This window comes from Amycolatopsis tucumanensis (assembly GCF_021654135.1).
Taxonomy (GTDB): Bacteria; Actinomycetota; Actinomycetes; order Mycobacteriales; family Pseudonocardiaceae; genus Amycolatopsis_E; species Amycolatopsis_E tucumanensis.
The window spans coordinates 26171-50413 of record NZ_JAKGSD010000053.1 but is presented as its reverse complement, the minus strand read 5'-3'; the positions used below and the strand labels follow the sequence as shown (position 1 = coordinate 50413).

At 72.4% G+C, this 24243-nt stretch carries 25 protein-coding genes; 13 read left to right on the top strand and 12 right to left on the bottom strand.

What is annotated here, in order from left to right; all coding sequences use genetic code 11:
* Window positions 1-744: 744 nt before the first annotated feature.
* Entirely contained in the window at window positions 745-1671 is a 927-nt protein-coding gene (locus L2C96_RS35500) for a helix-turn-helix transcriptional regulator (RefSeq protein ID WP_237339302.1), read from the bottom strand.
* 101 nt (window positions 1672-1772) lie between these two features.
* Here L2C96_RS35500 and L2C96_RS35495 point away from each other — a divergent pair, with 101 nt between their 5' ends.
* Complete coding sequence (locus L2C96_RS35495; protein ID WP_237339301.1) at window positions 1773-2690, top strand: MBL fold metallo-hydrolase; 918 nt, start codon at window positions 1773-1775, stop codon at window positions 2688-2690.
* 26 nt (window positions 2691-2716) lie between these two features.
* Window positions 2717-4150, top strand: coding sequence for a carboxylesterase/lipase family protein (locus L2C96_RS35490; RefSeq protein WP_237339300.1), 1434 nt, complete (start codon window positions 2717-2719; stop codon window positions 4148-4150).
* A gap of 3 nt (window positions 4151-4153) precedes the next feature.
* On the opposite strand, the gene L2C96_RS35485 is transcribed toward L2C96_RS35490, so the two are convergent.
* Window positions 4154-4948, bottom strand: a complete 795-nt coding sequence (locus L2C96_RS35485; RefSeq protein WP_237339299.1) for a sensor histidine kinase — start codon at window positions 4946-4948, stop codon at window positions 4154-4156.
* Window positions 4945-5643: a response regulator transcription factor gene (locus tag L2C96_RS35480; protein WP_237339298.1), complete on the bottom strand. Its 699-nt coding sequence runs from the start codon at window positions 5641-5643 to the stop codon at window positions 4945-4947. The genes L2C96_RS35485 and L2C96_RS35480 overlap by 4 nt, the downstream gene beginning before the upstream one ends.
* A gap of 136 nt (window positions 5644-5779) precedes the next feature.
* Between L2C96_RS35480 and L2C96_RS35475 the strand changes: the two genes are divergently transcribed.
* Together L2C96_RS35475 and L2C96_RS35470 are read left to right on the top strand one after the other, a co-directional pair.
* Window positions 5780-7405: an FAD-binding oxidoreductase gene (locus L2C96_RS35475; protein ID WP_237339297.1), complete on the top strand. Its 1626-nt coding sequence runs from the start codon at window positions 5780-5782 to the stop codon at window positions 7403-7405.
* Window positions 7406-7754: 349 nt separating this feature from the next.
* Window positions 7755-8804 (top strand): NAD-dependent epimerase/dehydratase family protein, encoded by a 1050-nt coding sequence (locus L2C96_RS35470; RefSeq protein WP_237339296.1) that lies wholly within the window; start codon window positions 7755-7757, stop codon window positions 8802-8804.
* Between the two features lie 2 nt (window positions 8805-8806).
* Here the strand turns inward: L2C96_RS35470 and L2C96_RS35465 are convergent, their stop codons facing one another.
* From L2C96_RS35465 to L2C96_RS35455, 3 genes are read right to left on the bottom strand one after another with little or no spacing between them, the layout of a single operon-like run.
* Complete coding sequence (locus L2C96_RS35465) at window positions 8807-9853, bottom strand: sensor histidine kinase (protein ID WP_020418606.1); 1047 nt, start codon at window positions 9851-9853, stop codon at window positions 8807-8809.
* On the bottom strand, window positions 9850-10521 hold the full coding sequence (locus L2C96_RS35460) for a response regulator transcription factor (protein WP_372491301.1): 672 nt from the start codon (window positions 10519-10521) through the stop codon (window positions 9850-9852). The genes L2C96_RS35465 and L2C96_RS35460 overlap by 4 nt, the downstream gene beginning before the upstream one ends.
* Window positions 10522-10555: 34 nt before the next feature.
* Complete coding sequence (locus L2C96_RS35455) at window positions 10556-11908, bottom strand: hypothetical protein (RefSeq protein ID WP_237339294.1); 1353 nt, start codon at window positions 11906-11908, stop codon at window positions 10556-10558.
* A 166-nt stretch (window positions 11909-12074) separates the two neighbouring features.
* Here L2C96_RS35455 and L2C96_RS35450 point away from each other — a divergent pair, with 166 nt between their 5' ends.
* From L2C96_RS35450 to L2C96_RS35440, 3 genes are read left to right on the top strand one after another with little or no spacing between them, the layout of a single operon-like run.
* Complete coding sequence (locus L2C96_RS35450; RefSeq protein ID WP_202961431.1) at window positions 12075-12716, top strand: glycosyltransferase family 2 protein; 642 nt, start codon at window positions 12075-12077, stop codon at window positions 12714-12716.
* Window positions 12713-13375 (top strand): TIGR04282 family arsenosugar biosynthesis glycosyltransferase, encoded by a 663-nt coding sequence (locus tag L2C96_RS35445; protein ID WP_237339293.1) that lies wholly within the window; start codon window positions 12713-12715, stop codon window positions 13373-13375. Before L2C96_RS35450 ends, L2C96_RS35445 begins: the two co-directional genes overlap by 4 nt.
* Entirely contained in the window at window positions 13372-13980 is a 609-nt protein-coding gene (locus tag L2C96_RS35440) for a class I SAM-dependent methyltransferase (protein WP_237339292.1), read from the top strand. The genes L2C96_RS35445 and L2C96_RS35440 overlap by 4 nt, the downstream gene beginning before the upstream one ends.
* On the opposite strand, the gene L2C96_RS35435 is transcribed toward L2C96_RS35440, so the two are convergent.
* Both L2C96_RS35435 and L2C96_RS35430 read right to left on the bottom strand, forming a co-directional pair.
* A complete protein-coding gene (locus L2C96_RS35435; protein ID WP_237339291.1) occupies window positions 13964-14365 on the bottom strand; it encodes a hypothetical protein in 402 nt (133 codons plus the stop codon). The two genes, L2C96_RS35440 and L2C96_RS35435, sit on opposite strands and share 17 nt — an antisense overlap.
* Window positions 14362-15606 (bottom strand): molybdopterin-dependent oxidoreductase, encoded by a 1245-nt coding sequence (locus L2C96_RS35430; RefSeq protein ID WP_237339290.1) that lies wholly within the window; start codon window positions 15604-15606, stop codon window positions 14362-14364. The genes L2C96_RS35435 and L2C96_RS35430 overlap by 4 nt, the downstream gene beginning before the upstream one ends.
* A 240-nt stretch (window positions 15607-15846) precedes the next feature.
* On the opposite strand from L2C96_RS35430, the gene L2C96_RS35425 reads away from it, so the two are divergent.
* Window positions 15847-16239 (top strand): hypothetical protein, encoded by a 393-nt coding sequence (locus L2C96_RS35425; protein ID WP_020418598.1) that lies wholly within the window; start codon window positions 15847-15849, stop codon window positions 16237-16239.
* Between the two features lie 121 nt (window positions 16240-16360).
* On the top strand, window positions 16361-17836 hold the full coding sequence (locus L2C96_RS35420) for a glutamate-cysteine ligase family protein (protein ID WP_237339289.1): 1476 nt from the start codon (window positions 16361-16363) through the stop codon (window positions 17834-17836).
* Window positions 17837-18084: 248 nt separating this feature from the next.
* Here the strand turns inward: L2C96_RS35420 and L2C96_RS45260 are convergent, their stop codons facing one another.
* Genes L2C96_RS45260 through L2C96_RS35395 form a run of 4 tightly spaced genes read right to left on the bottom strand, consistent with a single transcriptional unit; the run spans window position 18085 to window position 21683 of the window.
* Window positions 18085-18861 (bottom strand): colicin immunity domain-containing protein, encoded by a 777-nt coding sequence (locus L2C96_RS45260; protein WP_237339288.1) that lies wholly within the window; start codon window positions 18859-18861, stop codon window positions 18085-18087.
* Window positions 18862-18864: 3 nt separating this feature from the next.
* Window positions 18865-20466, bottom strand: coding sequence for a phosphoenolpyruvate--protein phosphotransferase (gene ptsP / locus L2C96_RS35405; protein ID WP_237339287.1), 1602 nt, complete (start codon window positions 20464-20466; stop codon window positions 18865-18867).
* A 12-nt stretch (window positions 20467-20478) separates the two neighbouring features.
* Window positions 20479-21420: a sugar-binding transcriptional regulator gene (locus L2C96_RS35400; protein WP_237339286.1), complete on the bottom strand. Its 942-nt coding sequence runs from the start codon at window positions 21418-21420 to the stop codon at window positions 20479-20481.
* Window positions 21420-21683 carry an HPr family phosphocarrier protein gene (locus L2C96_RS35395; RefSeq protein WP_237339285.1) on the bottom strand — a complete coding sequence of 88 codons (264 nt, stop codon included), beginning with the start codon at window positions 21681-21683 and terminating at the stop codon, window positions 21420-21422. Before L2C96_RS35395 ends, L2C96_RS35400 begins: the two co-directional genes overlap by 1 nt.
* Before the next feature lie 128 nt (window positions 21684-21811).
* On the opposite strand from L2C96_RS35395, the gene srlA reads away from it, so the two are divergent.
* The 4 genes from srlA to L2C96_RS35375 are packed head-to-tail and all read left to right on the top strand — an operon-like array spanning window position 21812 to window position 24243.
* On the top strand, window positions 21812-22447 hold the full coding sequence (srlA, locus tag L2C96_RS35390; protein WP_223843126.1) for a PTS glucitol/sorbitol transporter subunit IIC: 636 nt from the start codon (window positions 21812-21814) through the stop codon (window positions 22445-22447).
* Window positions 22444-23469 carry a PTS glucitol/sorbitol transporter subunit IIB gene (srlE, locus tag L2C96_RS35385; protein ID WP_237339284.1) on the top strand — a complete coding sequence of 342 codons (1026 nt, stop codon included), beginning with the start codon at window positions 22444-22446 and terminating at the stop codon, window positions 23467-23469. Before srlA ends, srlE begins: the two co-directional genes overlap by 4 nt.
* A 10-nt stretch (window positions 23470-23479) precedes the next feature.
* Window positions 23480-23857 carry a PTS glucitol/sorbitol transporter subunit IIA gene (locus tag L2C96_RS35380; RefSeq protein WP_237339283.1) on the top strand — a complete coding sequence of 126 codons (378 nt, stop codon included), beginning with the start codon at window positions 23480-23482 and terminating at the stop codon, window positions 23855-23857.
* A complete protein-coding gene (locus L2C96_RS35375) occupies window positions 23854-24243 on the top strand; it encodes a transcriptional regulator GutM (protein WP_237339282.1) in 390 nt (129 codons plus the stop codon). Before L2C96_RS35380 ends, L2C96_RS35375 begins: the two co-directional genes overlap by 4 nt.

Genomic DNA, 24243 nt, shown 5'->3' with positions numbered 1-24243 from the left:
CCAGAGTGACTTGGCGGCTTTCCAAGTGGCTCTGACCACTGACCAGTCCACGTCGGAGCCGGTCAGAGTGAGAGTCACCACCGCGTTCGCCGACCTGATTCGGCCGGATGGTTCTGCGTCAGCGACCTCGGCGATCATCACCGCGGTCAAGGGTGACTGCGCGTGGATCTCGATGTGACAGCCGCCGGCACCGGCGGGTTCGCCAGCCCGGTCGAGTATCGCCGACACCCAGGAGCCGCCAGACTCACGAGCACCCGGCCGAAGGTCAGCCCCCTGCTCGCGAGCCGCTGCCACCAAGGCGTCAAGCCCTCCGGCAGCGTCACTTTCACCCAATGCACAGTAGAGCCTTACCGCATGAGCCATGCCCACCCTCCGCCTCCCGGCCACTGGCAACAATTCGTACACCGAACGCCAGCGGTCCACTCTTTCCACGTCACTGTGGTCGGTCAGCCGCGGTTGCACCATGGCGGCCAGGGCGAGGAGATGCTTCAGCCGCTTCGCCTTGGCGATACGTTCGTCCGTGATCTCCGCCGAAAGCAGCGGAAACAGCCGGTCCGCGTCGAAACGGCTACACCGTCCAGATTGCGGAGGTACCAGTCCAACTCGACCCCCGCCAGGGACCGCCGATCAGCGGACAGAGACCGGTTCAGCTCCGCCCTGAACTCCGCCACCACCGTCTGCACCAGACCGGACCAATGGTTCACCCCCTTGTCCGCACCGGGCCGGCCACCCGATTCCCACCAGTCAAGCGCGGGCCGGATGCGACCGTGCCCGATCCCGTCCATCGGCGGATACCTCCATGGCACCAAGGGCGTGCTCACCGCCGCTCGTCTGGCGGAGAAGTGCGAGCGCCTCTTCGGAGGGAGAACCGGCGGGCGTCGTGCACACGATGAGCACCTGGTCGGGCGAACGGGCGATCGACAGCGTCTGCTGGGTCACCGTCACCGCGCCGACGACGGGGTGGTGCAGGTCGTAGGACGCGGCGTCGCAGGGTGCCACGCGGTGGTCCCGCCAGAGCTCCACGAACTCCGGGCTCCGCATGGTCAGTTCGCCGATCAGCTCCGCGAGCAGCGGGTCCTGCGGGTGCTTTCCGGCGGTGATCCGCAGGTTGCCGACAACCGCGCTGGCCTTGCGCCTCCAGTCGGTGTACAGCTCCCGGCAGTGCGGGTCGAGGAACAGCATCCGGGTCATGTTCGGCCGCCGCGCCGGGTCGTCCGGGCTGTCGAAGTCCAGGTGGCCGGCCAGCAGGCTGTGCCCGAGAGCGTTCCACGCCAGCACGTCCGTGCGCCTGCCGAGCACCAGCGCCGGGACGCCGTCCACGGCGCGCAGCAGGTCCCGCGTCTCATCAGCGAGCTTCTCGGGCCGGGGGCGGCGTGCTCGCGGGGCGCGGCGGGCGGCCTCGGCGAGCCGGACGAGGTGCTCGCGCTCGTGGTCGTCGAGCCGCAGGGCGGAACCGATCGCCTCGAGCACTTCGGCCGAGGCCCCGCGGGACAAGCCCTGCTCCAACCTGGTGTAGTACGACACGCTGACCCCCGCCAGCCGCGCCAGTTCCTCACGCCGCAACCCGGCCACCCGCCTGCGGGGTCCGACGTCGCGCAGACCGACGTCCTCCGGTCGCAGCAGCGCCCGCCGGGCCTGCAGGAAATCGCCGAGTGGGCCGGGTCCGTCCATGCACCCAGTATCCAGTGCACGGCCGGTCCCAGCCACACCCTGCGAGGGGTAGGACAACGCGGGAGTGGTCCGCACCCGCCCGCGTTCCCAGACTCGGCGTCATGGAGCACAACCCCGAACAGATCGCACTGGGCGAGGTCACCGTCACCCGCATCAAGGAGTTCTACGGTCCGGTCGAGATGAGCCCGGACCAATTCTTCCCGGACAGTCCGGACGGCGCGTGGGACGAGCACCGCGACTGGCTGGTGCCCGACTTCTGGGACCCCGAAACCGGCCAGTGCCGGTCGGCGATCCAGTCCTGGCTGCTGCGCAGCGAGGGGCGCACGATCCTCGTCGACACCGGTGTGGGCAACCACAAGGACCGGCCGTACGCCCCGGTCTGGAGCCGCCTGGACACGAGCTACCTCGACAACCTCGCCGCCGCCGGAGTGCGGCCCGAGGACGTCGACCTGGTCGTCAACACCCATCTGCACATCGACCACGTGGGCTGGAACACCCGGCTCGACGGCCGGGTCTGGGTGCCGACCTTCCCCAACGCCACATACCTGATGCCGAAGCGGGACTTCGACTTCTGGAATCCCGCCAACGACAACGAAACCGTGTTCGGCCGGGGGAACCAGAACGTCTTCGAGGACAGCGTCACGCCGGTCCACGAAGCCGGCCTGACCCGGCTGTGGGACGGCTCCTACCGGATCGACAAGAACCTCAGGCTCGACCTCGCTCCCGGGCACACCCCCGGCTCGTCCGTGCTCGTTCTGGAGTCCGGCGGCGACCGGGCCCTGTTCGTCGGGGATCTCGTGCACACCCCGCTGCAGATCCCGGAGCCGGACACCAACTCCTGCTTCTGCGAGGACCCGGCCGAATCCCGGGCCACCCGGCACAAGCTGCTCGGCCACGCCGCCGAGACCAACGCGCTCGTGTTCCCCGCGCACTTCGCCGGCGCGGGCGCCGCCGAGGTCGAGCGCGACGGATCGAAGTTCGCGATCAAGGAGTGGGCGGCCTTCTCCCGCATCCGCTGACTCGCCTGGAAAGGAAGCGTTTTCCGATGACCTGCAACGCGCATCCCGTGGTCGAAACCCCGGCGGGCGCCGTGCGCGGCGTCCGCGACGACTCCGGTGAGTTCTACCGTGCCATCCCCTACGCGGCAGCACCGATCGGCGCCCGCCGGTTCGCCGCGCCCGAGCCACACCCCCGCTGGCCGGGCGTCCGCGACGGCACGCGGCCCTCGCCCACAGCGCCCCAGCCCGCCCGCGACTTCGGCAAGCTCGACATGACCCCGTACTTCGGGCCGGGCTGGATCCGGGGCGAGGAGTACCTGACCGTCGACGTCCGCACACCCGCCGCGGACGGTGGCAAGCGACCCGTCCTGGTCTTCGTGCACGGCGGCGGATTCGTCACCGGCTCGACCCGCGCCGCGCTCTACGACGGCCGCGCGTTCGCCCGCGACGGCATCGTCCTCGTGACGGTGAACTACCGCCTCGGCATCCCCGGGTTCCTCGACCTGGACGGCGCGCCGGCCAACCGCGGCCTGCTCGACGTGCTCGCCGCGCTCGGCTGGGTGCACGCCACCATCGCGACATTCGGTGGTGACCCGGACAACGTTACGATCTGCGGCCAGTCCGCGGGCGCCACGCTCGTCGGGGCGCTGCTCGCGACACCGGAGGCGGGCGGCCTCTTCCGGCGGGCGATCATGCAGAGCGGCAGCGGAACTGGCGCCTTCACCCCGGAACAGGCGCGACGCGTCACCGCCGCGGCCGCTGCCGCGCTGGGTGCCGAACCGACCGCCGAGGCGTTCGCCGCGATCCCGGACGAGCGTTTCGTGGAGATCCTGCCCGCGTTGGCCGGACTCGACCTGCGCACCAGCACCGCCAGGGACCCGCTGGCCGGCCTCAGCCAGTTCAGCGTCGTCCGCGCGGTGCAGCCCGCCGACGCTCTCGCCGACGGTCCGGCCCGCGACGTCGACCTGCTGATCGGCACCAACACCGAAGAAGGCCGCCTCTACCTCGTGCCGCAAGGCAGACTGGAGACCACCACGGAGGCGGACGTGCGCGCCCTCGCCGCGCAGGTGCACCCGGACCCGGAGACGGCGCTCGCCGCACTACCGGACGCGTCCCCGGGCGAACTGCGCTCGGCACTGCTCGGGGAGGCCCTGTTCGGCTCCGGGACGCAACGCTTGGCGCAGGCCCATGCGCGGCTTTCGGGCGGCCGCACCCACGTCTACTCGTTCGGGTACCGCTCGACCGCCCTGAATGGACGGCTCGGCGCCGCCCACACCGTCGAATTGCCGTTCGTCTTCGACATCGCCGACGAGCCGTGGCTGCACGGTGACACCGGCCTGCTCGGCCCGGACCCCGTCCCGGACGGCCTCGCCAACCGGATGCACGCCGCCTGGGTCTCCTTCGCCCGGACCGGGAACCCGGGCTGGGCCGCCTACGACCCGCGACGACCGGCAGTGGAGACGCTCGGCACCGCGCGCTGACGGTCAGGCGGGGCTGTCGACGGGGAAGGTGACCCGGACCGTGGTGCCCTGCCGAGGCGCCGAGGTGACGTCGACCGTGCCGCCGTGTGCGGTCACGATTCCCTCGACGATGGCCAGGCCCAGCCCGGACGAGCCGCCACCGTCGCGGCTTCGGCTGGGGTCGGCGCGGTAGAAGCGCTCGAACACGTGCTGCAGGTGCTCCGGCGCGATCCCGTCGCCCTCGTCCCGCACCGCGATCAGCACGTCACGCTCACGGGAGCTGACCGTGACGGTGACCGGTGTGCCGGGCCGGGTGTGCTGCACCGCGTTGCCGACGAGGTTGCGCAGGACCTGCTGGATGCGGGGACCGTCACCGTCGACGACCGCTTCCGCCGCCCCCTCCAGGGTGATCTTCCGGTCGGTGCTGACGATCCGGGCGTCGTCCACCACCTCGGCGGCCAGCTCGACCACGTCCACCGGCGCGCGGTTCAGCGGCTGGGCCGCGTCGAGCCGGGCCAGCAGTGCCAGCTCGTCGACGAGCAGCCGCATCCGGCCCACCTCGGCCTGCATCCGCGCCATGGCGTGGTCGAGCTCGTCGCGATCGCGCAGGCCGCCCTGGACGTACAGGTCGATCCAGCCGTGCATGGTCGTCAGCGGCGTGCGCAGCTCGTGGCTGGCGTCCGCGACGAAGCTCCGCAGCCGGTCCTGGGCCCGCTGCTGGGCGTCGTACGCCTTCTGCAGCCTGGCGCTGAGCACGGCGGCGCGCGGGCCGGCGAGCAGCGCGACGAGGGCGGGCCGCCACCGGGAGCGCCAGTTCACCGCTGCTCCGCACGCAGGCTGTACCCGAAGCCCCGCACGGTGCGGATCAGCGACGGGCCACCGAAGTCGATCTTGCGGCGCAGGTTGGAGACGAACCGCTCGACCACACCCGCGTCGCCGCCGAAGTCGTACTGCCAGACGTGGTCCAGGATCTGCGCCTTGGACACCACCCGCCCGGAGTTGATCATCAGGTAACGCAGCAGCCGGAATTCGGTGGGCGACAGCTCGACGGGGCGCCCGCCCCTGGTCACCAGGTGCCTCGATTCGTCCACCTCCAGGTCGCCGCACGACAACACGCCCTCCGGCGCCGCGGACGGCACGCGGCGGGCACGCCGCAGCAGCGCCTCCAGCCGCGCGGCTACCTCCACCACGTCGAACGGCTTGGTGAGGTAGTCGTCGCCGCCCATGCGCAGCCCGCGCACCCGGTCGTCCAGCTCGTCGCGCGCGGTCAGGAACATCACCGGCACGTCGACGCCCCGCGAGCGCAGCAGCTGCAGCAGGTCGAACCCGTCCGTGCCGGGCAGCATCACGTCCAGCACGATCGCGTCCGGTGGGCGCGCCTCGATCGCGGCCAGTGCGGCCGGTACGTCGGCGGCGGCCTCGACCTCGAAGCCGGCGAACCGCAGCGCGGACAACAGCAGCTCCCGCAAGCCCGGGTCGTCGTCCACCACGAGAACCTTGTCCACGTTGCCCATCACACCACGTCCCGCGTGGCTGCCGCGAATCTGACGGTTCGCTGAGGGTTGCCTGACGGTTGGTCCGAACCACTGGTGCCACCGGAGCGGCCGGTCCTAACGTTCCTGCCGGCACACCGGAAAACAGTGGGGAGAAATGAAAATGCCGACACGTCGTGGATTTCTTGCCGGCACAGCAGCGCTGGGCGGCGCGGCACTGGTCGCTCCGGCGAAGGCGGAGGGGATTCCGCTCGGTCAGGCGCCGGATCCGGTCACGATCCGGCCGGGTGATCCCCGGTACGAAGACCTCGTGCTGCGCCGGACGAGCGAGCGGTTCTTCCCCCGTCCCGGTTCCTTCCGCCTGCCCACCACCACCGAGCAGGTCGTGCCGGCGGTCGCGGACGCGACGCGCGAGGGCAAACGGGTGACCGTGCGAAGCGGTGGGCACTGCTACGAGAACTTCGTCGGCGACGGCGCGGAGGTGATCATCGACATGTCCGCGATGCGGCAGGTCACGTTCGACCGGCGGCGCAACGCCTTCATGATCGAGCCGGGCGCGACCCTGTGGGAGGTGTTCGAGCGGCTCTACCTCGGCTGGGGTGTCACGATCCCCGGCGGCCAGTGCGGCGGTGTGGCCGCGGGCGGGCACATCCAGGGTGGCGGTTACGGGCCGCTGTCCCGGAGTCTCGGGTCGGTCGTGGATTACCTGTACGCGGTGGAAGTCGTGGTGGTGGACCGGTCCGGACGGGCACGCGCGGTGGTCGCGACCCGTGAGCAGGACGACGAGAACCGGGACCTGTGGTGGGCGCACACCGGTGGTGGCGGCGGGAACTTCGGCGTGGTCACCCGGTACTGGATGCGCTCGCCCGGCGCGACCGGTGACGATCCCGCCCGCCTCCTGCCGAAACCACCCGCGGTGACACTCGGCACGACGATCGGGTGGCGCTGGCAGGACACCACCGAGGAGTCGTTCCACCGGCTGCTGCGCAACTACGGCGAATGGCACGAGCACCACAGCGCACCCGGCTCCCCCTACGCCAGCCTCTTCAGCCCGATGCTGATCACCCGGCGCAACACCGGCGCCGACCCCGGCGCGTTCGTCATGGTGGCCACAATGGACGGGACGCTGCCCGACGCGGACCGGCTGCTGAGTGAATACGTGCAGGAGATCACCGCCGGAGTCCAGGGCACGATCACGGTGGAGCCGCCGCACCGGCTGCCCTGGCTGGCGGCGGTGAAGGCCGGATCGCTCAGCCAGGAAGACGAATCCGGGATGTTCAAGGCCAAAGCCGCCTACCTGCGCAAGCGGTTCACCGACGCGCAGATCGGCACCGCCTACCGCTACCTGACGAGCACGGACCACCACAACGAGCGGGCGGTGCTGCTGCTGGTGCCCTACGGCGGCAAGGTCAACACCGTCGCGCCGGACGCGACCGCGCTGGCCCAGCGGGACAGCATCATGAAGGCGATCTACACCGTCACCTGGACCGACCCGGACGGCGAGCAGGCGAACCTGGACTGGATCCGGCGCTGGTACCGCGCGATGTACCAGGACACCGGAGGGGTGCCGGTGCCGGGCAGCGTGACCGACGGCTCGTACATCAACTACCCGGACGTCGACACCACCGATCCGGAGTGGAACAGGTCCGGAGTCCCCTGGCACACCCTGTACTACAAGGACAACTACCGGAGGCTCCAGCAGGTCAAGGCACGCTGGGACCCGCGGGACGTGTTCCACCACGCCATGTCGGTCAGGCTGCCGGACCAGGCTGTGTCCGGCTGAGGCCCCCGCCAATTACGGCCCACGAGGTTCGAACTTCCCGGGAGTGGGATCCGCCCACATCTTCCGCCGCTCGTCCAGAAAGCCCCGCACCAGGCCGAAGAACAGGTTCAGGCTCTCCTCGTCCACGTCGCCTCGTCCGGATTCGCCTGGATGCCGGTCGATCATCCTGGTCACCAGCGAGGCCGGCTGGCGTTGTCCATCACTCAGCCTCCCGATACGAACCTACCGGGATTCAGCCTCACTGCCCGCGATCGCTCGCGGAGCAGCGAGGCGCTCCCGGCATTACCGAAGTCTGACGTGTGCGCCGCGGCGGCTGGGTGGTTGCCGAGACGCCCCTAGGGTGGCCGCCATGCGGGTTCTTCTCACCGGGGGCGCCGGGTTCATCGGTTCGTGCGTTGCTGATCTCCTGGCCGCCGAGGGGCATGACGTTCTGGTGCTCGACGACCTCCTTCCCCAGGCGCACGACAGCGACACGGTGCCGGCCTACCTCGTGGGGCATCGGTTCGTCCGGGGCACCCTCGCCGACGCCGAAATCGTGCGTGATCTCTTGGACGAGGTGGACGCCGTGTGTCATCAGGCGGCCGTCGTGGGGCATGGGCTCGATCCGGCGGACGCTCCGCTCTACGCGTGGCACAACGACTACGGCACCGCGGTGCTGCTGGCCCAGATGCACACCGCCGGGGTCGGGCGGCTGGTGCTGGCCTCCTCGATGGTCGTCTACGGCGAGGGGCGCTACCGGTGCCCGGCTCACGGCCTGGTCGATCCCGCCGCTCGCACACCGGCAGCGCTCGACGCCGGCCGGTTCGAGCCGCCTTGTCCGCGCTGCGGGGCCGACCTCGAACCGCTCCTCGTGCCGGAGGACGCGCCCCTGCGGCCGCGCAGCACGTACGCCGCCACGAAGCTCGCGCAGGAACACCTGGCCGCTGCCTGGGCGCGGCAGACCGGCGGCAGCGTGTGGGCCCTGCGCTACCACAACGTGTACGGGCCGCGGATGCCGCGCGACACCCCGTACGCGGGCGTCGCTGCGTTGTTCCGCTCCGCGCTGGAACGCGGTGAAGCGCCGACCGTCCTCGAAGACGGGCGGCAGCGGCGGGACTTCGTGCACGTCGAGGACGTCGCCGACGCGAACCTGCGCGCGCTGACCACTCCGGGCGCGCCGGGCGAGCTGACTCCGGTCAACGTCTGCTCCGGCACCCCGCACACCGTCGGCGAGCTGGCCACCGAGCTGGCCCGGGCCTTCGGCGGTCCGCCCCCGGTGGTGGCCGGGGGCGCGCGGCCCGCCGACGTCCGGCACGTCGTGGCCGACCCGGCCCGCGCGCGCGACCTGCTGGGGTTCACCGCGAAGATCCCGTTCGCCGAGGGGATCGCGTCCTTCGCCGCCGCGCCGCTACGTGCCTGAAGTCAGTGCGCGGCGAGCGGGAGGCGGACCTCGAACCGGCAGCCCGCGCCGTGGTTGCGCACCCCGATCCGGCCGTGGTGCGCCTCCACCAGCCCCTTCGTGATCGCGAGCCCGAGCCCGGCGCCGGTCGCGCCGGACGGGTCCGGGGTGCGGGCCGCCGTGCCGCGGAAGGCGACGTCGAACACCCGGGCCAGCTCGTCGTCCGGGATGCCGCCGCACCCGTCGTCCACGGCGAGGAGCGCGTCGCCGCCCTCGACGGCCACCCGCACGGACACCGTGCCGTCCGGGGGCGTGTGCCGGATCGCGTTGGAGACCAGGTTCTGCACGATCCGCGCCAGTTCCGGGTCGCTGCCGAACACGACCGGCCACGACTCGGACTCGGCGCGCACGCACACCTGCTTCCGTCGCGCGATCGGCGCCTGCGTGGCGACCGCGTCGCTCACGACGTCGCGCAGCGGCACCGCGGACATCGACAGCCGCAGCGCGCCCGCCGTGATGCGGGACAGCTCGAACAGGTCGGTCACCATGCCGGAGAGCCGTTCGCTCTCGCCGCTGATCCGCTGCGCGTAACCGGCGACCTCGCGCTGGTCGGAGACGATGCCGTCGGCCAGCGCCTCGGCCATCGCCCGGATTCCCGCCAGCGGGCTGCGCAGGTCGTGGCTGATCCACGCCACCAGGTCGCGCCGCGCGGCCTCGGCCATCCGCTCACGCTCGCGCGCCTCGCGCTCCCACACCGTGCGCCGCGCGATGGTGCGGCCCAGCACGATCGCGGCGGGCACGGTGACCAGCCCGACGAGCAGGCACACCAGCATCATCGTGGTCATCGCCGGGGTGAACATGAAACCGCTGACGCCGAGCACGCCGGTCAGCGTCGCCAGCACCGGGATCAGCACGAGCACCGTCAGCGTGGTGGCGAGCGAACGGCGCCGCAGGACGTACAGGACCAGCCCGCCGGCGAGCGCGACCGGCAGGGCGAACAGCAGCGCCACCGGAAGGATGTGCCAGGCGTGCAGGAGCATGTCCCGCCACGGTTCGGTGGGTTCGATCATGGCCGCACCGGGTCGTAGCGGTAGCCGACACCCCACACGGTCGCGATCCGGGTGGGCTTGGCCGGGTCGTCCTCGATCTTCTCGCGCAACCGGCGCACGTGGACGGTCACGGTGGACTGGTCGCCAAAGTTCCAGCCCCACACCTTCTCCAGCAGCTCCTCGCGGGAGAACGCGGTGCCGGGCTGGGCGAGGAAGAACGCGAGCAGGTCGAACTCGCGGGTGGTCAGGGACAGCGGCCGCCCGTCGAGGGTCGCCTGGTGTGCGCTGAGCCGCAGCCGCAGCCCGCCGTCGGTGAGCACGTCGGGCGCGGGTTCGCGCGCCGGCAGCCGCGCCCGCCGCAGCACCGACATCACCCGCAGCGCGAGTTCGCGCGGGCTGAACGGTTTCGTCACGTAGTCGTCGGCGCCCAGGCGCAGGCCGGCGATGCGGTCCTCCTCCTCGCCGAGCGCGGTCAGCAGGACCACCGGCACCGCGGTGCGTTCCCGCATCCGGCGGCACACTTCCAGGCCGCTCATGCCGGGCATCATCACGTCGAGCACGACCAGGTCGGGTTCGCGCCCGGCGAAGCGGCGCAGCGCCTCGTCGCCGTTCCCGGCGAGTTCGACGGTGAAGCCGCCCGCTTCGAGGTAACGCCGCACGACGTCGCGCACCGTCTCGTCGTCGTCCACGACGAGGATGTGGCCTGTTCCAGTCACGTCCGCCCTACCAGTACGTCAGCACGAGGTGGTTCACCGCGAGCGCCGTGACGGCCTGGCCGGCCAGCCAGACCCGGCGCCGGCCCGGCAGCAGCGACACCGCGGGCACCAGCCACACCAGGAATGGTAGCCAGATCCGCTCGGTCTCGGCCTTGGACAACCCGGACAGATCCGCCAGTACGACGGCCAGCGCCGCGGCGGCGACCAGCAACAGCACCGGGTCGCGCCACCGCCGGACCAGCACCGCGCGCCGCACCCCGGCGACCACCGCGGGCCCGGACGCGATCACCAGGCACGCCAGGTTCGCCCACACCCAGTAGGCGTACGGCCGCTCGGCGGCGATGCCCTGGTAGTACCGCTCGACGACGAGGTGGTAGCCGTCGGGCCACCAGAACCCGGCGAGCGCGAACACGCCGGTGACAGCGAGCGCGCCGGCCAGCGCCAGCGGCAACGCTCGGGTGACGCTCCGCCCGGCAACCGCCACCGCCAGCGCGACCACCCCGAGCAGGACGAGCCCGTAGGACAGGAAGATCCCGAACCCCAGCACCACGCCACCGGACAACGCGGCCGGGACCGCCGAACGCCGCCCGGTCCGGAAGGCCGGCGTCGCGTGCGCGAGCAGGGCGATGCCCACCGCGGTGACCCCGGCGAACAGCCCGTCCGCGGAGGCGCCGATCCACACCGCGCCCGGGAAGAGCACCAGGAACGGCAGGGTCGCGCGCGCCGCGTCGGCCCGGCCCAGCGCGGACAGCGTCACCGCGACCGCGGGCACGACGAGGCACCCGGCGAGCACGCACACCACGGCGGCCCATCCCCCGCCGGACAGGCCGAGGCGGTCGAGCCACACGAACACCAGGGTCGCGCCCGGCGGGTGCCCGGACACGTGGGTGGTCCACGAGTCCGGCTGGAAGTCGAGGATCCGCGCGGTGAACCCGCGCAGCATGGCCGGAATGTCCTGGATGCCCGGAACCTCGCGCAGGTACTCGTTCGGGTTGGTCAGGCGCCCGGCGAGGCCGCGTTGCCAGCCGTCGACGAGCGCGAGCGCGAACGTCCAGGCCAGCGCCGCGAGGTAGGACCCGGCCAGCAGTGGCCGCCACGCCGTCGTCCGCGTGAGCGACGGCCCCCAGCCGACCACCGCGAACGCCACCATGACGGCGAGAACCGTGCCCGGTCCGGCGTGCGGCGACCAGACCCCGAACAGCGGCGCGGCCGGTGCGAGGAGGGTGACCCCGGAACCGGGCCGGTTGAGGTAGGCGCCGACCGCGACAGCCACCGCGACCAGCGCGCACGCGCACACCACGGTCACCAGGTCCGCCCGGCGGCCGCTGCGCTCCGGCGCCCGCACCGCGTCCACCCGCACCTCTGTCCCCTTCCGCGCCGGCTTCGCGCACCGTAGCCCGTCGCGCACGCCGACGGCGGCGGTCGCGCCGATCCGTCAGGAGTCGGTAAGAATTGTCAAGGCGTCACGATTCGGTAAGGGCGGCAACGGTTCTCAACTCTCCACCGTGGACATACCGTCCGGTGTCGTGGATGTGATCCTGCCCTGTCTCGACGAAGCCGGTTCCCTGCCCGGCGTGCTGTCGGCGCTGCCGCCCGGGTGCCGGGCGATCGTGGTCGACAACGGCTCGACCGACGGCTCGGCCGAGGTCGCCGCCGCCGCGGGCGCCAAGGTGGTCAGCGAACCGCGCCGCGGCTACGGCGCGGCCGTGCACACCGGTCTGGAGCACGCGACCAGCGACCTCGTCGCCGTCCTGGACGCCGACGGCTCGCTCGACCCCGCCGCGCTGACCGTGCTCGCCGGGGTGGTCGAGCGCGGTGAGGCGGACCTGGCGGCCGGGCGGCGCCGTCCGGTTCCCGGCGCCTGGCCGTGGCACGCCCGCGTGGCCAACGCCGTGTTGTCGGCGCTGCTGCGGCTGCAGGGCGTGCCGGTGCACGACATCGCGCCGGTCCGCGTGGCCCGCCGGGAAGCGCTGCTCGGGCTCGGCGTGACCGACCGAGCGTCCGGCTATCCGCTGGAACTGCTGATCCGGGCGGGACGCGCCGGGTGGGTGGTGCGCGAGTGCGACGTGGTCTACCGGCCGCGGTCCGCGGGCCGGTCGAAGGTGTCGGGTTCGGTGCGCGGAACCGTGGGCGCGGTCCGCGACATGGCGCGGGTGCTGCTCGGATGACCGCCCGGTTCTGCCTGCTGGTGGTCGCCAAGGCGCCGGTGCCCGGGTTCGCGAAGACCCGGTTGTGCCCGCCCGCGTCGCCGGAGCAGGCCGCCGAGATCGCCGCCGCCGCGTTGCTGGACACGCTCGACGCGGTCGCCGCGACCCCCGGGGCGGTGCCCGTGGTCGCCGTGACCGGGGACTTCGCCGCGGCCGCGCGGTCGGCCGAGATCCGGCACGCGCTGGCGCGGACGACGGTCCTGGATCAGCGCGGCGGGCCCTTCGGGGAGCGGCTGGCGAACGCGCACGCCGACACCGCCGCCCGGCACCCGGGGCTGCCCGTGCTGCAGATCGGCATGGACACCCCGCAGGTCCGTCCGGAGCTGCTCGCGGCGGCGGCCGCGGACCTCACCGCGCACGAGGCGGTGCTGGGCCGCGCACCCGACGGCGGCTGGTGGACCCTGGGCCTGCGGGATCCTGCCGCCGCCCGCGTGCTCGAAGACGTGCCCATGTCGCGATCGGACACCGGCGACCGCACGCACGCGGCCCTGTCCCAGCGTGGCGTGGTGCCGCGCGAGCTCACCGAACTGTCCGATGTGGACACGATGGCGGACGCCCGTGCGGTGGCTTCGGTGTGCGATGGCCGGTTTCCCGTCGCGGTGGCGGCGGTGACGCGGTGAGCGGGCACTTCGACAGCGCGCTCCTGGGCGGGCACTGCCGCCTGGAACTGGCCGACGGCAGCCGGATCGAGCTGCCCGCTGGGCGCTGGCTGCGCGATCCCGGCGCCGCCGACGAGCTGCTGCTCGGCCGCTGCTGGGGTCCGACCCTGGACATCGGGTGCGGTCCCGGTCGTCTCACGGCCGCGCTCGCGCGGCGGGGTGTCCCGTCGCTGGGCATCGACGTGTCCGGCACCGCGGTCCGCCTGACCCGCCGCCGGGGCGGGGTGGCGCTGCGGCGCGACGTGTTCGACCGCGTTCCCGGGGCCGGCCGGTGGCGGCACGCTCTCCTGGCGGACGGCAACATCGGCATCGGCGGTGATCCGGTGGTGTTGCTGCGGCGGGTGTTCGAACTGCTCGGTCCCGGCGGCCGGGCGCTCGTCGAACTGGACCCGCCCGGCGCGGCCGTGCGGCGGGAGCGGGTGCGGGTCGACGGGAGCCCGTGGTTCCCGTGGGCCTGGCTGGGCGCCGACGCACTCGCCGGCGTCGCCGCGGCCGCCGCACTGGCGGTGTCGTGGACCGCGGCGCACGGCGGGCGGCACTTCGCCGAGCTCAGGCGCGCCGGCTGAGGATCAGGCGCACCCCGTAGGCGAGTCCGGAGACCACGAACATGCCCAGGACCAGCCAGAGCCAGCGGCCGAGGTAGGGCTGCTGGTCCAGGCCGGTGGCGGCGAGGTGGGTGGCCTCGCCCTGGCGGATGATGCCGGGCAGGAACAGCAGGAAGGTCAGCCCGGCGCCGAGCAGGGGCAGGCGGACGTGGTTGACGATCCGGACGGGCAGCCGCGCCAGTGCCCGTCCGGCCACCGCGCACAGCGGGAACACCACGAGGTCGTGCACGACGGCGGCGCCGGCGAACCAGACCAGTATCGTCGGCAGATCCGGCTCGCCCAGCAGGAAGGATCCGGCGTAGGCGGCGAGCGCGAGGCCCGCGAGCAGGGCGATGAGCCGTTTCACGGGGCGCTCCGGAAGGCGATCGAGCGCACCCACTTCGTGCAGTGCACGCCAGGCAGCGCGGGGACGATGATCCGGGCCGGGAAGCCGTGGTCGGGGCTGAGGTCTTCGCCGTTGACCCGCAGCGCGAGCAGCGAGTCGGGATCGGTCGCCTGGCCGGAGTTGAGGGTCGCCTGGGCGAACGGTCCCCGTTCCAGCGACGTCACCGACGCCGAGGCGGGGTGCGGGATCCCGGCGAGCGCGGCCAGGTCGCGCAGCCGCACCCCGGTCCAGGTCTGCACGGTCGACCACCCCTCGACGCAGGCGATGGGCAGGCGCGCGGTGTGCTGGGGCAGGGCGAGCAGGTCGTCGCGGGTGAGGACGCGCTCGTGCTCGCCGGTGAGGGTCAGCCGCCAGCCCGTGCCGGTGCTCTCGGCGGTGATCCCGGCCGCGACGGCGGTTCTGTTGACGGGGAACCCCTCCCCCGATTGCCTGCCGCGCGGCAGGAGCAGTGCGAGGTCCCGCAACGGGCCTCCGGTCGACTGTCCCGCGGTGAGGAGGCCGACGAGCAGGGCTCCGCCGCCGACGGTGCCGAGCAGCCCGCGGCGGCTCATGGTCGGGGGTGCGGGGTCGGCGGCGACGAGCCCGGTGTCGTCGGGTGGCTCGGGCACCGTGTCCTCACGCGAGGTGGCCAGTTCGCGGCGCAGGGAGCGGGATCGCAGCGCGCGCACCGTGGTGGGGAGTTTGAGCGCGACGTGCGTGACGAAGGAGGCGAGGAAGACCCACGCGCCGATGTAGTGCCCGGTGTAGAAGCTGAACCCGAAGACGTAGTCGTACTGGATGTTGAGGATCCCGGTGGCGAACTCGAACAGGGTGCTGCCGACCAGGAGCAGCAGGGAAATCCGTTCCAGCGCGTGGGTGAGCGAGCGGACCGGTGGCCAGGCGAACAGCTTCGGGATGACCGACCACAGCTTCGCCAGCACGACCGGTGCGAGCACCAGCCCGAGCCCGACGTGCAGGCCCTGCGTCAGCTGGAACAGCCACGCCGGGCGCGTCGGCCAGTCGAACGCCGGCAGGCGCAGCCAGCCGACGTCCGCGGGAATCCCCTGTCCCGGCCCGTAGGCGGCGTGGTCCAGCAGGCCGGTGACGATGACCAGCGGCAGGCAGGCCAGCAGCACCACGCCGAGGACGGAGGTGAGCCAGGGGCCGCGCAGCGGGCTGCGGAACCGGATGTGCCGCAACACGCGCGGCGGTGGCGTTGTCACGCAGGCGATGCTAGGTCCGCGCCCGCGCCGTCCGGCCGTTCCTGGGCGTTGCGTTGAGACTCTCGTAAGATCCGCGGCCGCCCGTACCCGGCCCGCACCGGAACCGCACACCGCGCGGGGAAGGGGCGCGGACAGTGTCAGCGGAACGTCGCCGCCACGCACGCCACGAATGCGAAGATCCTTTCGATTCGGGCCGCCTCGCCGAGCGCGGCCGTCGTTGCCAGCGAATACGAAGGTGCGATGAAACACTCACGCAAACTCGCCGGGCTGACCACTGCCGGCGCCCTCGCCGTGTCCACGCTGCTGTTCGCCCCGGAAGCCGCCGCCATCGACCACGAGGTCTTCACCGCCGACGGCGACCCGGGCGGCGTCGCCTGGTTCACCGAGCACGGTGACTACGTCTACGCCTGCGACAGGGAAGCGGACGGCTGGGCCGTCGGCCTCGACGTGTACTGGAACGGCGGCTCCTACACGCTCAGCGCGGGCGGCAGCGGGAACTGCGACCTCGCGGACGCCAGCGAACCCGGGCACAACCTGCCGGAGAACGCCTACATCAACTTCCGCGTCTACCTGCACAAGTCCGGCACGCCCTACGCCTACCAGCGCACCGCGCAGTGGTACAACGACAACTGACGCGCTCGCCGGGTCTCCGGGGCCGCGAGCGGTAGCGCCGCTCGCGGCCCACCCCGTCACTCCTCGTATCCGCTGTGCCGCCGGTCGTCCGGTGGGACAATGCAGGGATCCGGAGGGTCGCATGGGCGAGGAAGTCGGGCAGCACACCTTCACGAGGGCCGACCGCACGAGGTACCGGGCCCGGTTGCGGCGCTGCCTGGAGGCGTTCGCACGCATGCTGCGGGAGTCGCACTTCGAGTTCGAGCGGCCGATGACCGGGCTGGAGATCGAGCTCAACCTGGTCGACGAGCGCGGCGAGCCGACGATGTGCAACGCCAGGACGCTGGAGGCCATCGCCGACCCGGACTTCCAGACCGAGCTGGGCCAGTGGAACCTCGAGATCAACGTCTCGCCCCGCCGGCTCAACGGCGACGGCGCGAAGACGTTCGAGGACGACGTGCGCGCCAGCCTGAACTCCGCCGAAGCGAACGCCAACCGCATCGGCGCGCACCTGATCATGGTCGGCATCCTGCCCACCCTGCGGCAGGACCACCTGACCGGCGCGTCGCTGTCGCTGAACCCGCGGTACGAGCTGCTCAACGACCAGATCCTGGCCGAGCGGGGCGAGGACCTGCACATCGCCATCGACGGCGTCGAACGCCTGCGGGCCACGTGCGACACGATCGTGCCCGAGGCGGCGTGCACGAGCACCCAGTTCCACCTGCAGGTGAGTCCCGCGCAGTTCCCCGCCTACTGGAACGCCGCGCAGGCGATCGCCGGGGTGCAGGTCGCGGTCGGCGCGAACTCGCCGTTCCTGCTGGGCAAGCACCTGTGGGCCGAGACGCGCATCGCCCTGTTCGAGCAGGCCACCGACACCCGCCGCGAGGAGCTGAAGGCACAGGGCGTGCGGCCGCGCGTGTGGTTCGGCGAGCGGTGGATCACCTCGATCTTCGACCTGTTCGAGGAGAACGCGCGGTACTTCTCCGCGCTGCTGCCGATTTGCTCCGAGGAGGACCCGTTCGAGGTGCTCGACCGGGGCGACACGCCGTCGCTGCAGGAGTTGCGGCTGCACAACGGCACGATCTACCGCTGGAACCGGCCGATCTACGCGGTCACCCGCGACCGGGCGCACCTCCGGGTGGAGAACCGGGTCCTGCCCGCCGGTCCCACGGTCATCGACACGATGGCCAACGGTGCGTTCTACTTCGGACTCGTGCGCACCCTGGCCGAGGACGAGCGTCCGATTTGGACCCGGATGTCGTTCAGCGCGGCGGAGGAGAACTTCCACGCCTGCGCGCGCAACGGCATCGACGCCTCGATCTACTGGCCGGGGCTGGGCACCGTCCCGGTCGCGGAACTGGTCCTGCGACGGCTGCTGCCGATGGCCGACGAGGGGCTGCGCAAGTGGGACGTCGACGCCGCCGAACGCGACCGGCTGCTGGGCGTGATCGAGCAGCGCTGCCTGACCGGCACCACCGGCGCGGGCTGGCAGCAACGACGTTTCCACCGCCTGTTCGACACGACGGGCCTCGACAGGTTCGACACGCTGCGCACCCTGGTCGGCGAGTACCGGGAGCACATGCACACGAACGAGCCGGTGCACAGCTGGCCGGATTAAGGGTCTTGGCGCCACTGACCTGTCCGACGACGAACGTCGAACGCTGAAGGGCCGGACCCGGCGGCCTGCGCCGAGGGTGGATCGAACACCGCGCGGCGTTCAACGCTCAGTCACCGCCCTCGAACGCGACATCCGCGGCTGGATCCGGCAATGGAACACCACCCCAGGCCCTGCGTCTGGACCCGCACCGCCGACCAGATCCTCGACTCCCTCGCCGCCTACTGCCGACGAACTAACCACTCAGGACACTAGCCGCGATCAGGTGCCTCCAACAGCCGGAGTCGTTGCACGACGGCTTGCACTCCGTGGAGGAGGTCTTCGTCCGTCAGGTCGCCAGGGTCGCGCAGCGCGGGATCGATCACGTAGTCCTCGAGCAGGAAGAACACCTCCGCGAGCAGGCGTTCGAACGGCTCGTCGAGCAGCTCCTCCTGGCGCGGTCTCCGACGGCGCGCGGTCAGCCAGGCTCGCGCGAAATCGGGCGCCGCGATCGAGCCTTCCGCGAACGATTCCATCAGCCGCACTTTCCCGGCGAGCGCGGAGCCAGGCTCGACCTCACTCGGCGACGCCAGCACCGGCCGGGCGGGCGGTAGTCGCGTCGCCACTTCGAGCAGCTCCGGATACACCTCCGCCAGCCGCCGGGCGTCTCGGCCGAAATGCGCACGCGCCCGATCGACGCCCCACGGCACTGCGGCGGCGAGGAACTCCCCGGTACCCGCCAGGAGGGAGTACCGCGCGTCCGTGATGAGCAACGCCCCGTCCCGGTTGGGCACAGCGAGCAGGACCTCACCGCGCACACCGAGAGGATCTACGTCGCCGAGCACCCGCGGGCGCTCATCGCCGAGGGGAAAGACGAACACCGATGCCGCACCGACCGCACGCGCGCCGTCCCGGAACCTCTCCAGCACCTGGTCGTCGGCGCCGAACGGAGTGGCGAAGGGCACGACCGCCTTGGAGTGGAGCCACGCCGCGCTGAACCAGCGGCCATCGGCGGTCAGCAGCCGGCCGGCCTCCGGCGATCGGGCCACGGCTCAGGCACCAGACCCCAGCGCGCGGCGGGCCTCCGCCTCGCAGTCGGCGAACGTCGCCGTTGCCAGGGTGGCTCCGACCGGGCGAATGGCGGCCGCGGTCATCGACAGGCTCGTCATCCCGAGGCCGGTCAGCACGCGCGCCAGGCGCGGGTCCGCCGCCGCCTCCCCGCACACTCCGGCCGGTTTGCCGGCATCCCGCGCCGCCTCGCCGACCAGGGCCAACAGCCGGAGCAGCGCCGGCTGCCACGGATCGTTCAACGCGGCCACCGCGCCGAGCTGGCGGTCGGCGGCGAACGTGTACTGCGCGAGGTCGTTGGTGCCCACCGACACGAAATCTGCCACCTCCAGGATCTCCCGCGCGGCCAGCGCCGCCGCGGGCACCTCGATCATCACCCCGGCCCGCGCGATCCCGGCGGCCCGCGCCCGCTCCGCGAACCACGCCGCCTCCGCGGCCGTCGCCACCATCGGCGCCATCACCGACACTTCCGCACCCGACTCGGCGGCCGCGGCGGCGATCGCTTCGAGCTGGCGGTCCAGCACCTCCGGCCGGGCGAACGCGACGCGCACGCCCCGCACCCCCAGCGCGGGGTTCGGTTCGGGCTCCGGGGCCAGGAACGCCAGCGGCTTGTCCGCCCCCGCGTCCAGCGTCCGCACCACCACGGGCTTCCCGGCGAACGGCGCGAGCACTGCCGCATACGCCGCACGCTGCTCGGTCACCGAAGGCTCGGACGGCGCGTCCAGGTAACAGAACTCCGTGCGGAACAAGCCGATCCCCTCGGCGCCCGCTTCCGCGGCAGCGCGGGCGTCGGCCACCGAACCGACGTTGCCGAGGATCCGGACCCGGCGCCCGTCCGCCGTCGCGCCCACCCCGTTCCACTCCGCCGCCGCCCGCCGGTCCGCGGCCACCACCGGCCCGCGCGGGTCGGCCGGCTCGACGACGCCGGTGTCGCCGTCGACGACAAGCGCCTCGGCCTCGCAGGCCAACAGGCCGCGCACCGCGACGACGGCGGGGATTCCCAGCGCCCGCGCCAGGATCGCGGTGTGGCTGGTCGGCCCGCCCTGCTCGGTCACCAGCGCCAGCACCTTCGCCGGGTCGAGCCCGGCGGTGTCGGCAGGCGCGAGATCGCGGGCGACCAGCACGCTCGGCGACGCCAGCTCCGGCACCCCAGGCGGCTCGACGCCGAGCAGTTCGGCCACGATGCGGTCCCGCACGTCCTGAATGTCCCGCACGCGCTCGGCGAGGTACCCGCCGGCGGCGGCCAGCGAGCGGGCGAACCCGTCCGCGGCCTCGTGCACCGCGCGCGGCGCGGGCACGCCTTCGACGGTGACCAGCCGCTCGGCCTCGGCGACCAGCCCGGGGTCGTTCGCCATCGCCGCGGTGGTGAACAGGATGTCCGCCGCCTCGCCCTCCGCGCTGCCAGCAAGCTCCTCCAGCCGCCGTGCGACGGCCGCCGCGGCGGGCGCGATCCGCGCCGCGTCGGCCGCGGGATCGGCGGGCGCCGGGGTGCGCGGGGGTTCGCCCAGCGGCTCGGCGACCCGCACCACCGGGCCACTCGCGCGTCCCGGGCTCACCGCGACCCCGGACAACCTCGTTCCCAGCATGCGCAACACCTTTCAGTCGAGCAGGGCGCCGGCCAGCGACTGGTCGCAGATCAGGACGTCGAGGACACCGGTGCGCAGCGCGCCCAGCGTGCCGCGCGCCTTTTCCGCCCCGGCCGCGACACCCGCCACCGTGGGGATGCCTGCCAGGTCGGCGAACGTCGTGCTGATCACCCGGTCGTCGACCGGCCCCGGCACCGGGCGCCCGTCGGCGTCGAAGAACCGCGCGCAGAAGTCCCCCACCGGGTGGTGTCCCTCGAACTTCGCGCGTTCCTCCGGCGTCAGCTCCATCGCCGTGAGCAGGGCCGCCGAGGACCCGACCCCGACGCTGCCGATGCCGACGACCGCCACGTGCACCTTGCGCGCCCGGTCCAGAGCGTCCCGGATGGACGGTTCGGCGAGCAGGATGTCCCGACCTGCCCGGGAAGTCAGCAACGCGGGTGCGTGCAGCAGCTGGAACCGGCCGCCGAGTCGCGCGGCCAGGTCGCGGACCAGCTCCTCGCCGCTGATCGCCGATTCCACCGACGACAGGCCGCCGACGAGCGGCAGCACCTCGACGTCGAGCGCGCTCTCCTCGGGCACGTGCTGCACGACCGCCTGCAGGCTGCGGCCCCACGACACCCCGACCCGCTGTCCGGAGTGGACGTTCTCCAGCAGCCACCGCGCGCCGAGCTCACCGACGCGCGGCAGCGGCCGCTCCCCCGCGGCGTTCTCCGCGACCCGGCAGTCCCGCAACCCGAACCGCGCCGCCAGCTCGCCTTCGGTGTCCAGGTCCCGCCCGGCGGGGTCGTTGATGCGGATCTGCACGATGCCGCGCTCCCGCGCCGCGGTCAGCATCCGGGACACGCTGGAACGGCTGACGCCCAGTGTCTCGGCGATCTGGTGCTGCGACCGGCCTTCCTCGTAGTACAGCCGCGCCGCCTTGACGAGCAGCTGTTGTTCGCGGGGCGGCGGCATCAGGCGTCCGCGGTGGACACCAGCCGGGACAGCTCGGCGAGCGTCGCGTCGGCGTCGTCCCCTTCGGCGCTGATCACGACCTCCTCGCCGTGCCCGATCGCCAGGCTCAGCACCGAAAGCATGCTGCGGGCGTCGACGGGTTCGGCGCCCGGCCGCGCGATGGAGACCGGTCCGCCGTGCCGGGCCGCGGCCTTGACGAACTGGCTCGCGGGCCGGGCGTGCAGGCCGACCGGCGAGGCGATCCGGACTCTGATCTCAGGCATGTCGCTCCTTCGCGTCGGGGGTTGTGACCCGCTGGACCGGCATGTTACACACATCACTGTCAAACGTGAAGAAGCTTTGCACTTATGTGCAGACGCGTTTGGCTCAGGGGGCCGACAAGGAGGAAAATATGGAGGAGCTTGCTGTAATGGCGCAGCAGGCGGACACCGGGTCCAGTTCCGGTCCCCTCGGTGTCCTCGAGTGGCTCGGCAGCCACTTCATCGGGCTGTTCAACGCCTCCGGCGAGCAGTTCGTGAGCCTGGTGACCGGCATTCTGCCCACCCTGATCGTCCTGCTGACCGCGATGTACGCGATCACCACGTTCATCGGCGAGCAGCGCGTCACCAGAGCCGTCCGGTGGTCGGCGCGGTGGTGGATCACGCGCTACACGATCATGCCGGTGCTGGCCGTGCTCATGCTGACCAACCCGATGGCCTACTCGTTCGGCCGGTTCCTGCCGGAGCGGCACAAGCCGGCGTTCTACGACTCCGCGGTGTCGTTCGTGCACCCGGTGACGACGTTCTTCCCCTACGCCAACGCCGGCGAGCTGTTCGTCTGGCTGGGCGTGGCCAACGGCGTGGCCCAGCTCGGGCAGTCGACGGTGCCGCTGGCGCTGCGGTACTTCCTGGTCGGCATCGTGGTGATCTTCATCCGCGGCGTGGTCACCGAGCGGATCACCGCGTTCATGATCAAGCGGACCGGGCGGACCGAGGTGTTCGCGGACTTCGACCGGCAGTTCGAGGCGGCCAAGGCGGGTGCGAAATGACCGAGACCCACACCACCCGCGCGGTGTTCGTCCGCCCCGGCGAAGGCGGCTGGGGCAAGGGCCTGCTGCTGCGGGTCGACGGCAAGCGCGACAAGGTCCTGTCCGTGACCGGCGGCGGCATCCACCCGGTGGCGGCGCGGATCGCGGAGCTCACCGGCGCCGAGGCGGTGGACGGGTTCCACACCTCCGTGCCGGACGACGAGGTGGTCGCCGCGGTGATCAACTGCGGTGGCACCGCCCGCATCGGCGTGTACCCGCGCAAGGGACTGCCCACTGTGGACGTCTACCCCGGCGCGCCGGGCGGTCCGCTGGCGAAGTTCATCACCGAGGAGCTGTTCGTCTCCGCCGTCGGCGTCAAGGAGGTGACCGAGGCGGACGGCGAGACGGGCACCGCGCCGCCGAAGGTGCCGCCGCGGGACGAACGCCCGTCGGCCCGGGACGTCGCGGCGACGGTCACCGGCGGGCAGTCGACGGGGTTCGGGCGCGCGTTCGACTCGGTGTCCGGGGTGTTCGTGAAGTTCGGCTCGGGCGTCGGCTCGTTCGTGAACACGATGCTGGCCTCGGGCAGGCAGACGGTCGAGCTGACGCTCACCACGATCCTGCCGTTCATGGCCTACGTCAGCCTGCTGCTGGGCATCGTGAACTACACCGGGATCGCCCGCGGGATCGCGAACGTGCTGTCCCCGATCGCGAGCAACCCGCTCGGGCTGGTCGTGATCTCGCTCGTGGTGTCGCTGCCGTTCCTGTCCCCCATCCTCGGGCCCGGCGCGGCGATCGCGCAGGTGGTCGGCACGCTGATGGGCAGCCAGATCGCGATCGGCGCGCTGCCCGTGCAGTACGCCCTGCCGACGTTGTTCGCCATCAACGGGCAGGTGGGCTGCGACTTCATCCCGGTCGGCCTCGCGCTCGGCGAGGCGAAACCCGAGACCGTCGCGGTCGGCACCCCCGCGGTGCTGATCAGCCGGTTGATCACGGCGCCGCTGGCGGTCATCATCGCCTGGGGCGCGAGCTTCGGACTGTGAGGTGTCGACGATGACGGTGTACTACGAGAGCACGATCCTGCGGGCCGGCGAGGAGGCGCAGGACATGGTGGACGGCGGTGTGGTGATCCTCTACGCCGATCCCATCCCGGACGCGCTGGAAAGCGTCAGCGTCGTGCATTCCCCCGCCGCGAAGCCGGAACGGGAGGTGCGCGTCGGCGACATCTTCCGGCTCGGCGACGCGGAGGTCGAACTGACCGCGGTCGGCGAGCGCGCCCACGAGAACCTGCAGACGCTGGGGCACATCGTGGTCTACCTCAACCCGGACGAGGGCACCACGCTGCTGCCCGGCGCGGTGCACGGCAGGGGGACGGTGTCGCTGCCCGCCGCCGGGGCGACGCTGACGCTCAGCGGCGGGAGCACGACGTGACCTGGCAGGCCGCCGCGATCCTGGTCGCCGGGTTCGCGGTGGCGGGTTTCTTCAGCTACCGCCAGCACATGCGGTACGCCCGGGTGGTCAACCAGGTCGCGGCGGAGGAGAACCGCGGCGGCGTGCTGCTGGTGACCGGGCGGGCCAAGGGCAAGCTGCGCGGCGCGGTGGTGCTGCTGGTGGTCGACCGGCGGCGGAACGCGGTGACCAGGGCACTGGTCATGGAGGGCGCGTCGGTGTTCGCCCGGTTCCGGGAACGCCCGGAGCTGGCCGGGCCACTCGGCACGCTCACCGAACGGGCGCCGTCGAAGGCCGTGGCCAAGGCCGCCGCCGACGCGCTGACGATGGTGTCCCGGCTGACCGCGGGACAACGCGCGGCCGCCTGA

Coding starts and splice junctions, on each gene's coding strand:
- L2C96_RS35500 (WP_237339302.1), bottom strand. CDS start 1,671: ATGGACGGACCCGGCCCACTCGGCGATTTCCTGCAGGCCCGGCGGGCG.
- L2C96_RS35495 (WP_237339301.1), top strand. CDS start 1,773: ATGGAGCACAACCCCGAACAGATCGCACTGGGCGAGGTCACCGTCACC.
- L2C96_RS35490 (WP_237339300.1), top strand. CDS start 2,717: ATGACCTGCAACGCGCATCCCGTGGTCGAAACCCCGGCGGGCGCCGTG.
- L2C96_RS35480 (WP_237339298.1), bottom strand. CDS start 5,643: ATGGGCAACGTGGACAAGGTTCTCGTGGTGGACGACGACCCGGGCTTG.
- L2C96_RS35475 (WP_237339297.1), top strand. CDS start 5,780: ATGAAAATGCCGACACGTCGTGGATTTCTTGCCGGCACAGCAGCGCTG.
- L2C96_RS35470 (WP_237339296.1), top strand. CDS start 7,755: ATGCGGGTTCTTCTCACCGGGGGCGCCGGGTTCATCGGTTCGTGCGTT.
- L2C96_RS35465 (WP_020418606.1), bottom strand. CDS start 9,853: ATGATCGAACCCACCGAACCGTGGCGGGACATGCTCCTGCACGCCTGG.
- L2C96_RS35445 (WP_237339293.1), top strand. CDS start 12,713: ATGACCGCCCGGTTCTGCCTGCTGGTGGTCGCCAAGGCGCCGGTGCCC.
- L2C96_RS35425 (WP_020418598.1), top strand. CDS start 15,847: ATGAAACACTCACGCAAACTCGCCGGGCTGACCACTGCCGGCGCCCTC.
- L2C96_RS35420 (WP_237339289.1), top strand. CDS start 16,361: ATGGGCGAGGAAGTCGGGCAGCACACCTTCACGAGGGCCGACCGCACG.
- ptsP (WP_237339287.1), bottom strand. CDS start 20,466: ATGCTGGGAACGAGGTTGTCCGGGGTCGCGGTGAGCCCGGGACGCGCG.
- L2C96_RS35400 (WP_237339286.1), bottom strand. CDS start 21,420: ATGCCGCCGCCCCGCGAACAACAGCTGCTCGTCAAGGCGGCGCGGCTG.
- L2C96_RS35395 (WP_237339285.1), bottom strand. CDS start 21,683: ATGCCTGAGATCAGAGTCCGGATCGCCTCGCCGGTCGGCCTGCACGCC.
- srlA (WP_223843126.1), top strand. CDS start 21,812: ATGGAGGAGCTTGCTGTAATGGCGCAGCAGGCGGACACCGGGTCCAGT.
- srlE (WP_237339284.1), top strand. CDS start 22,444: ATGACCGAGACCCACACCACCCGCGCGGTGTTCGTCCGCCCCGGCGAA.
- L2C96_RS35380 (WP_237339283.1), top strand. CDS start 23,480: ATGACGGTGTACTACGAGAGCACGATCCTGCGGGCCGGCGAGGAGGCG.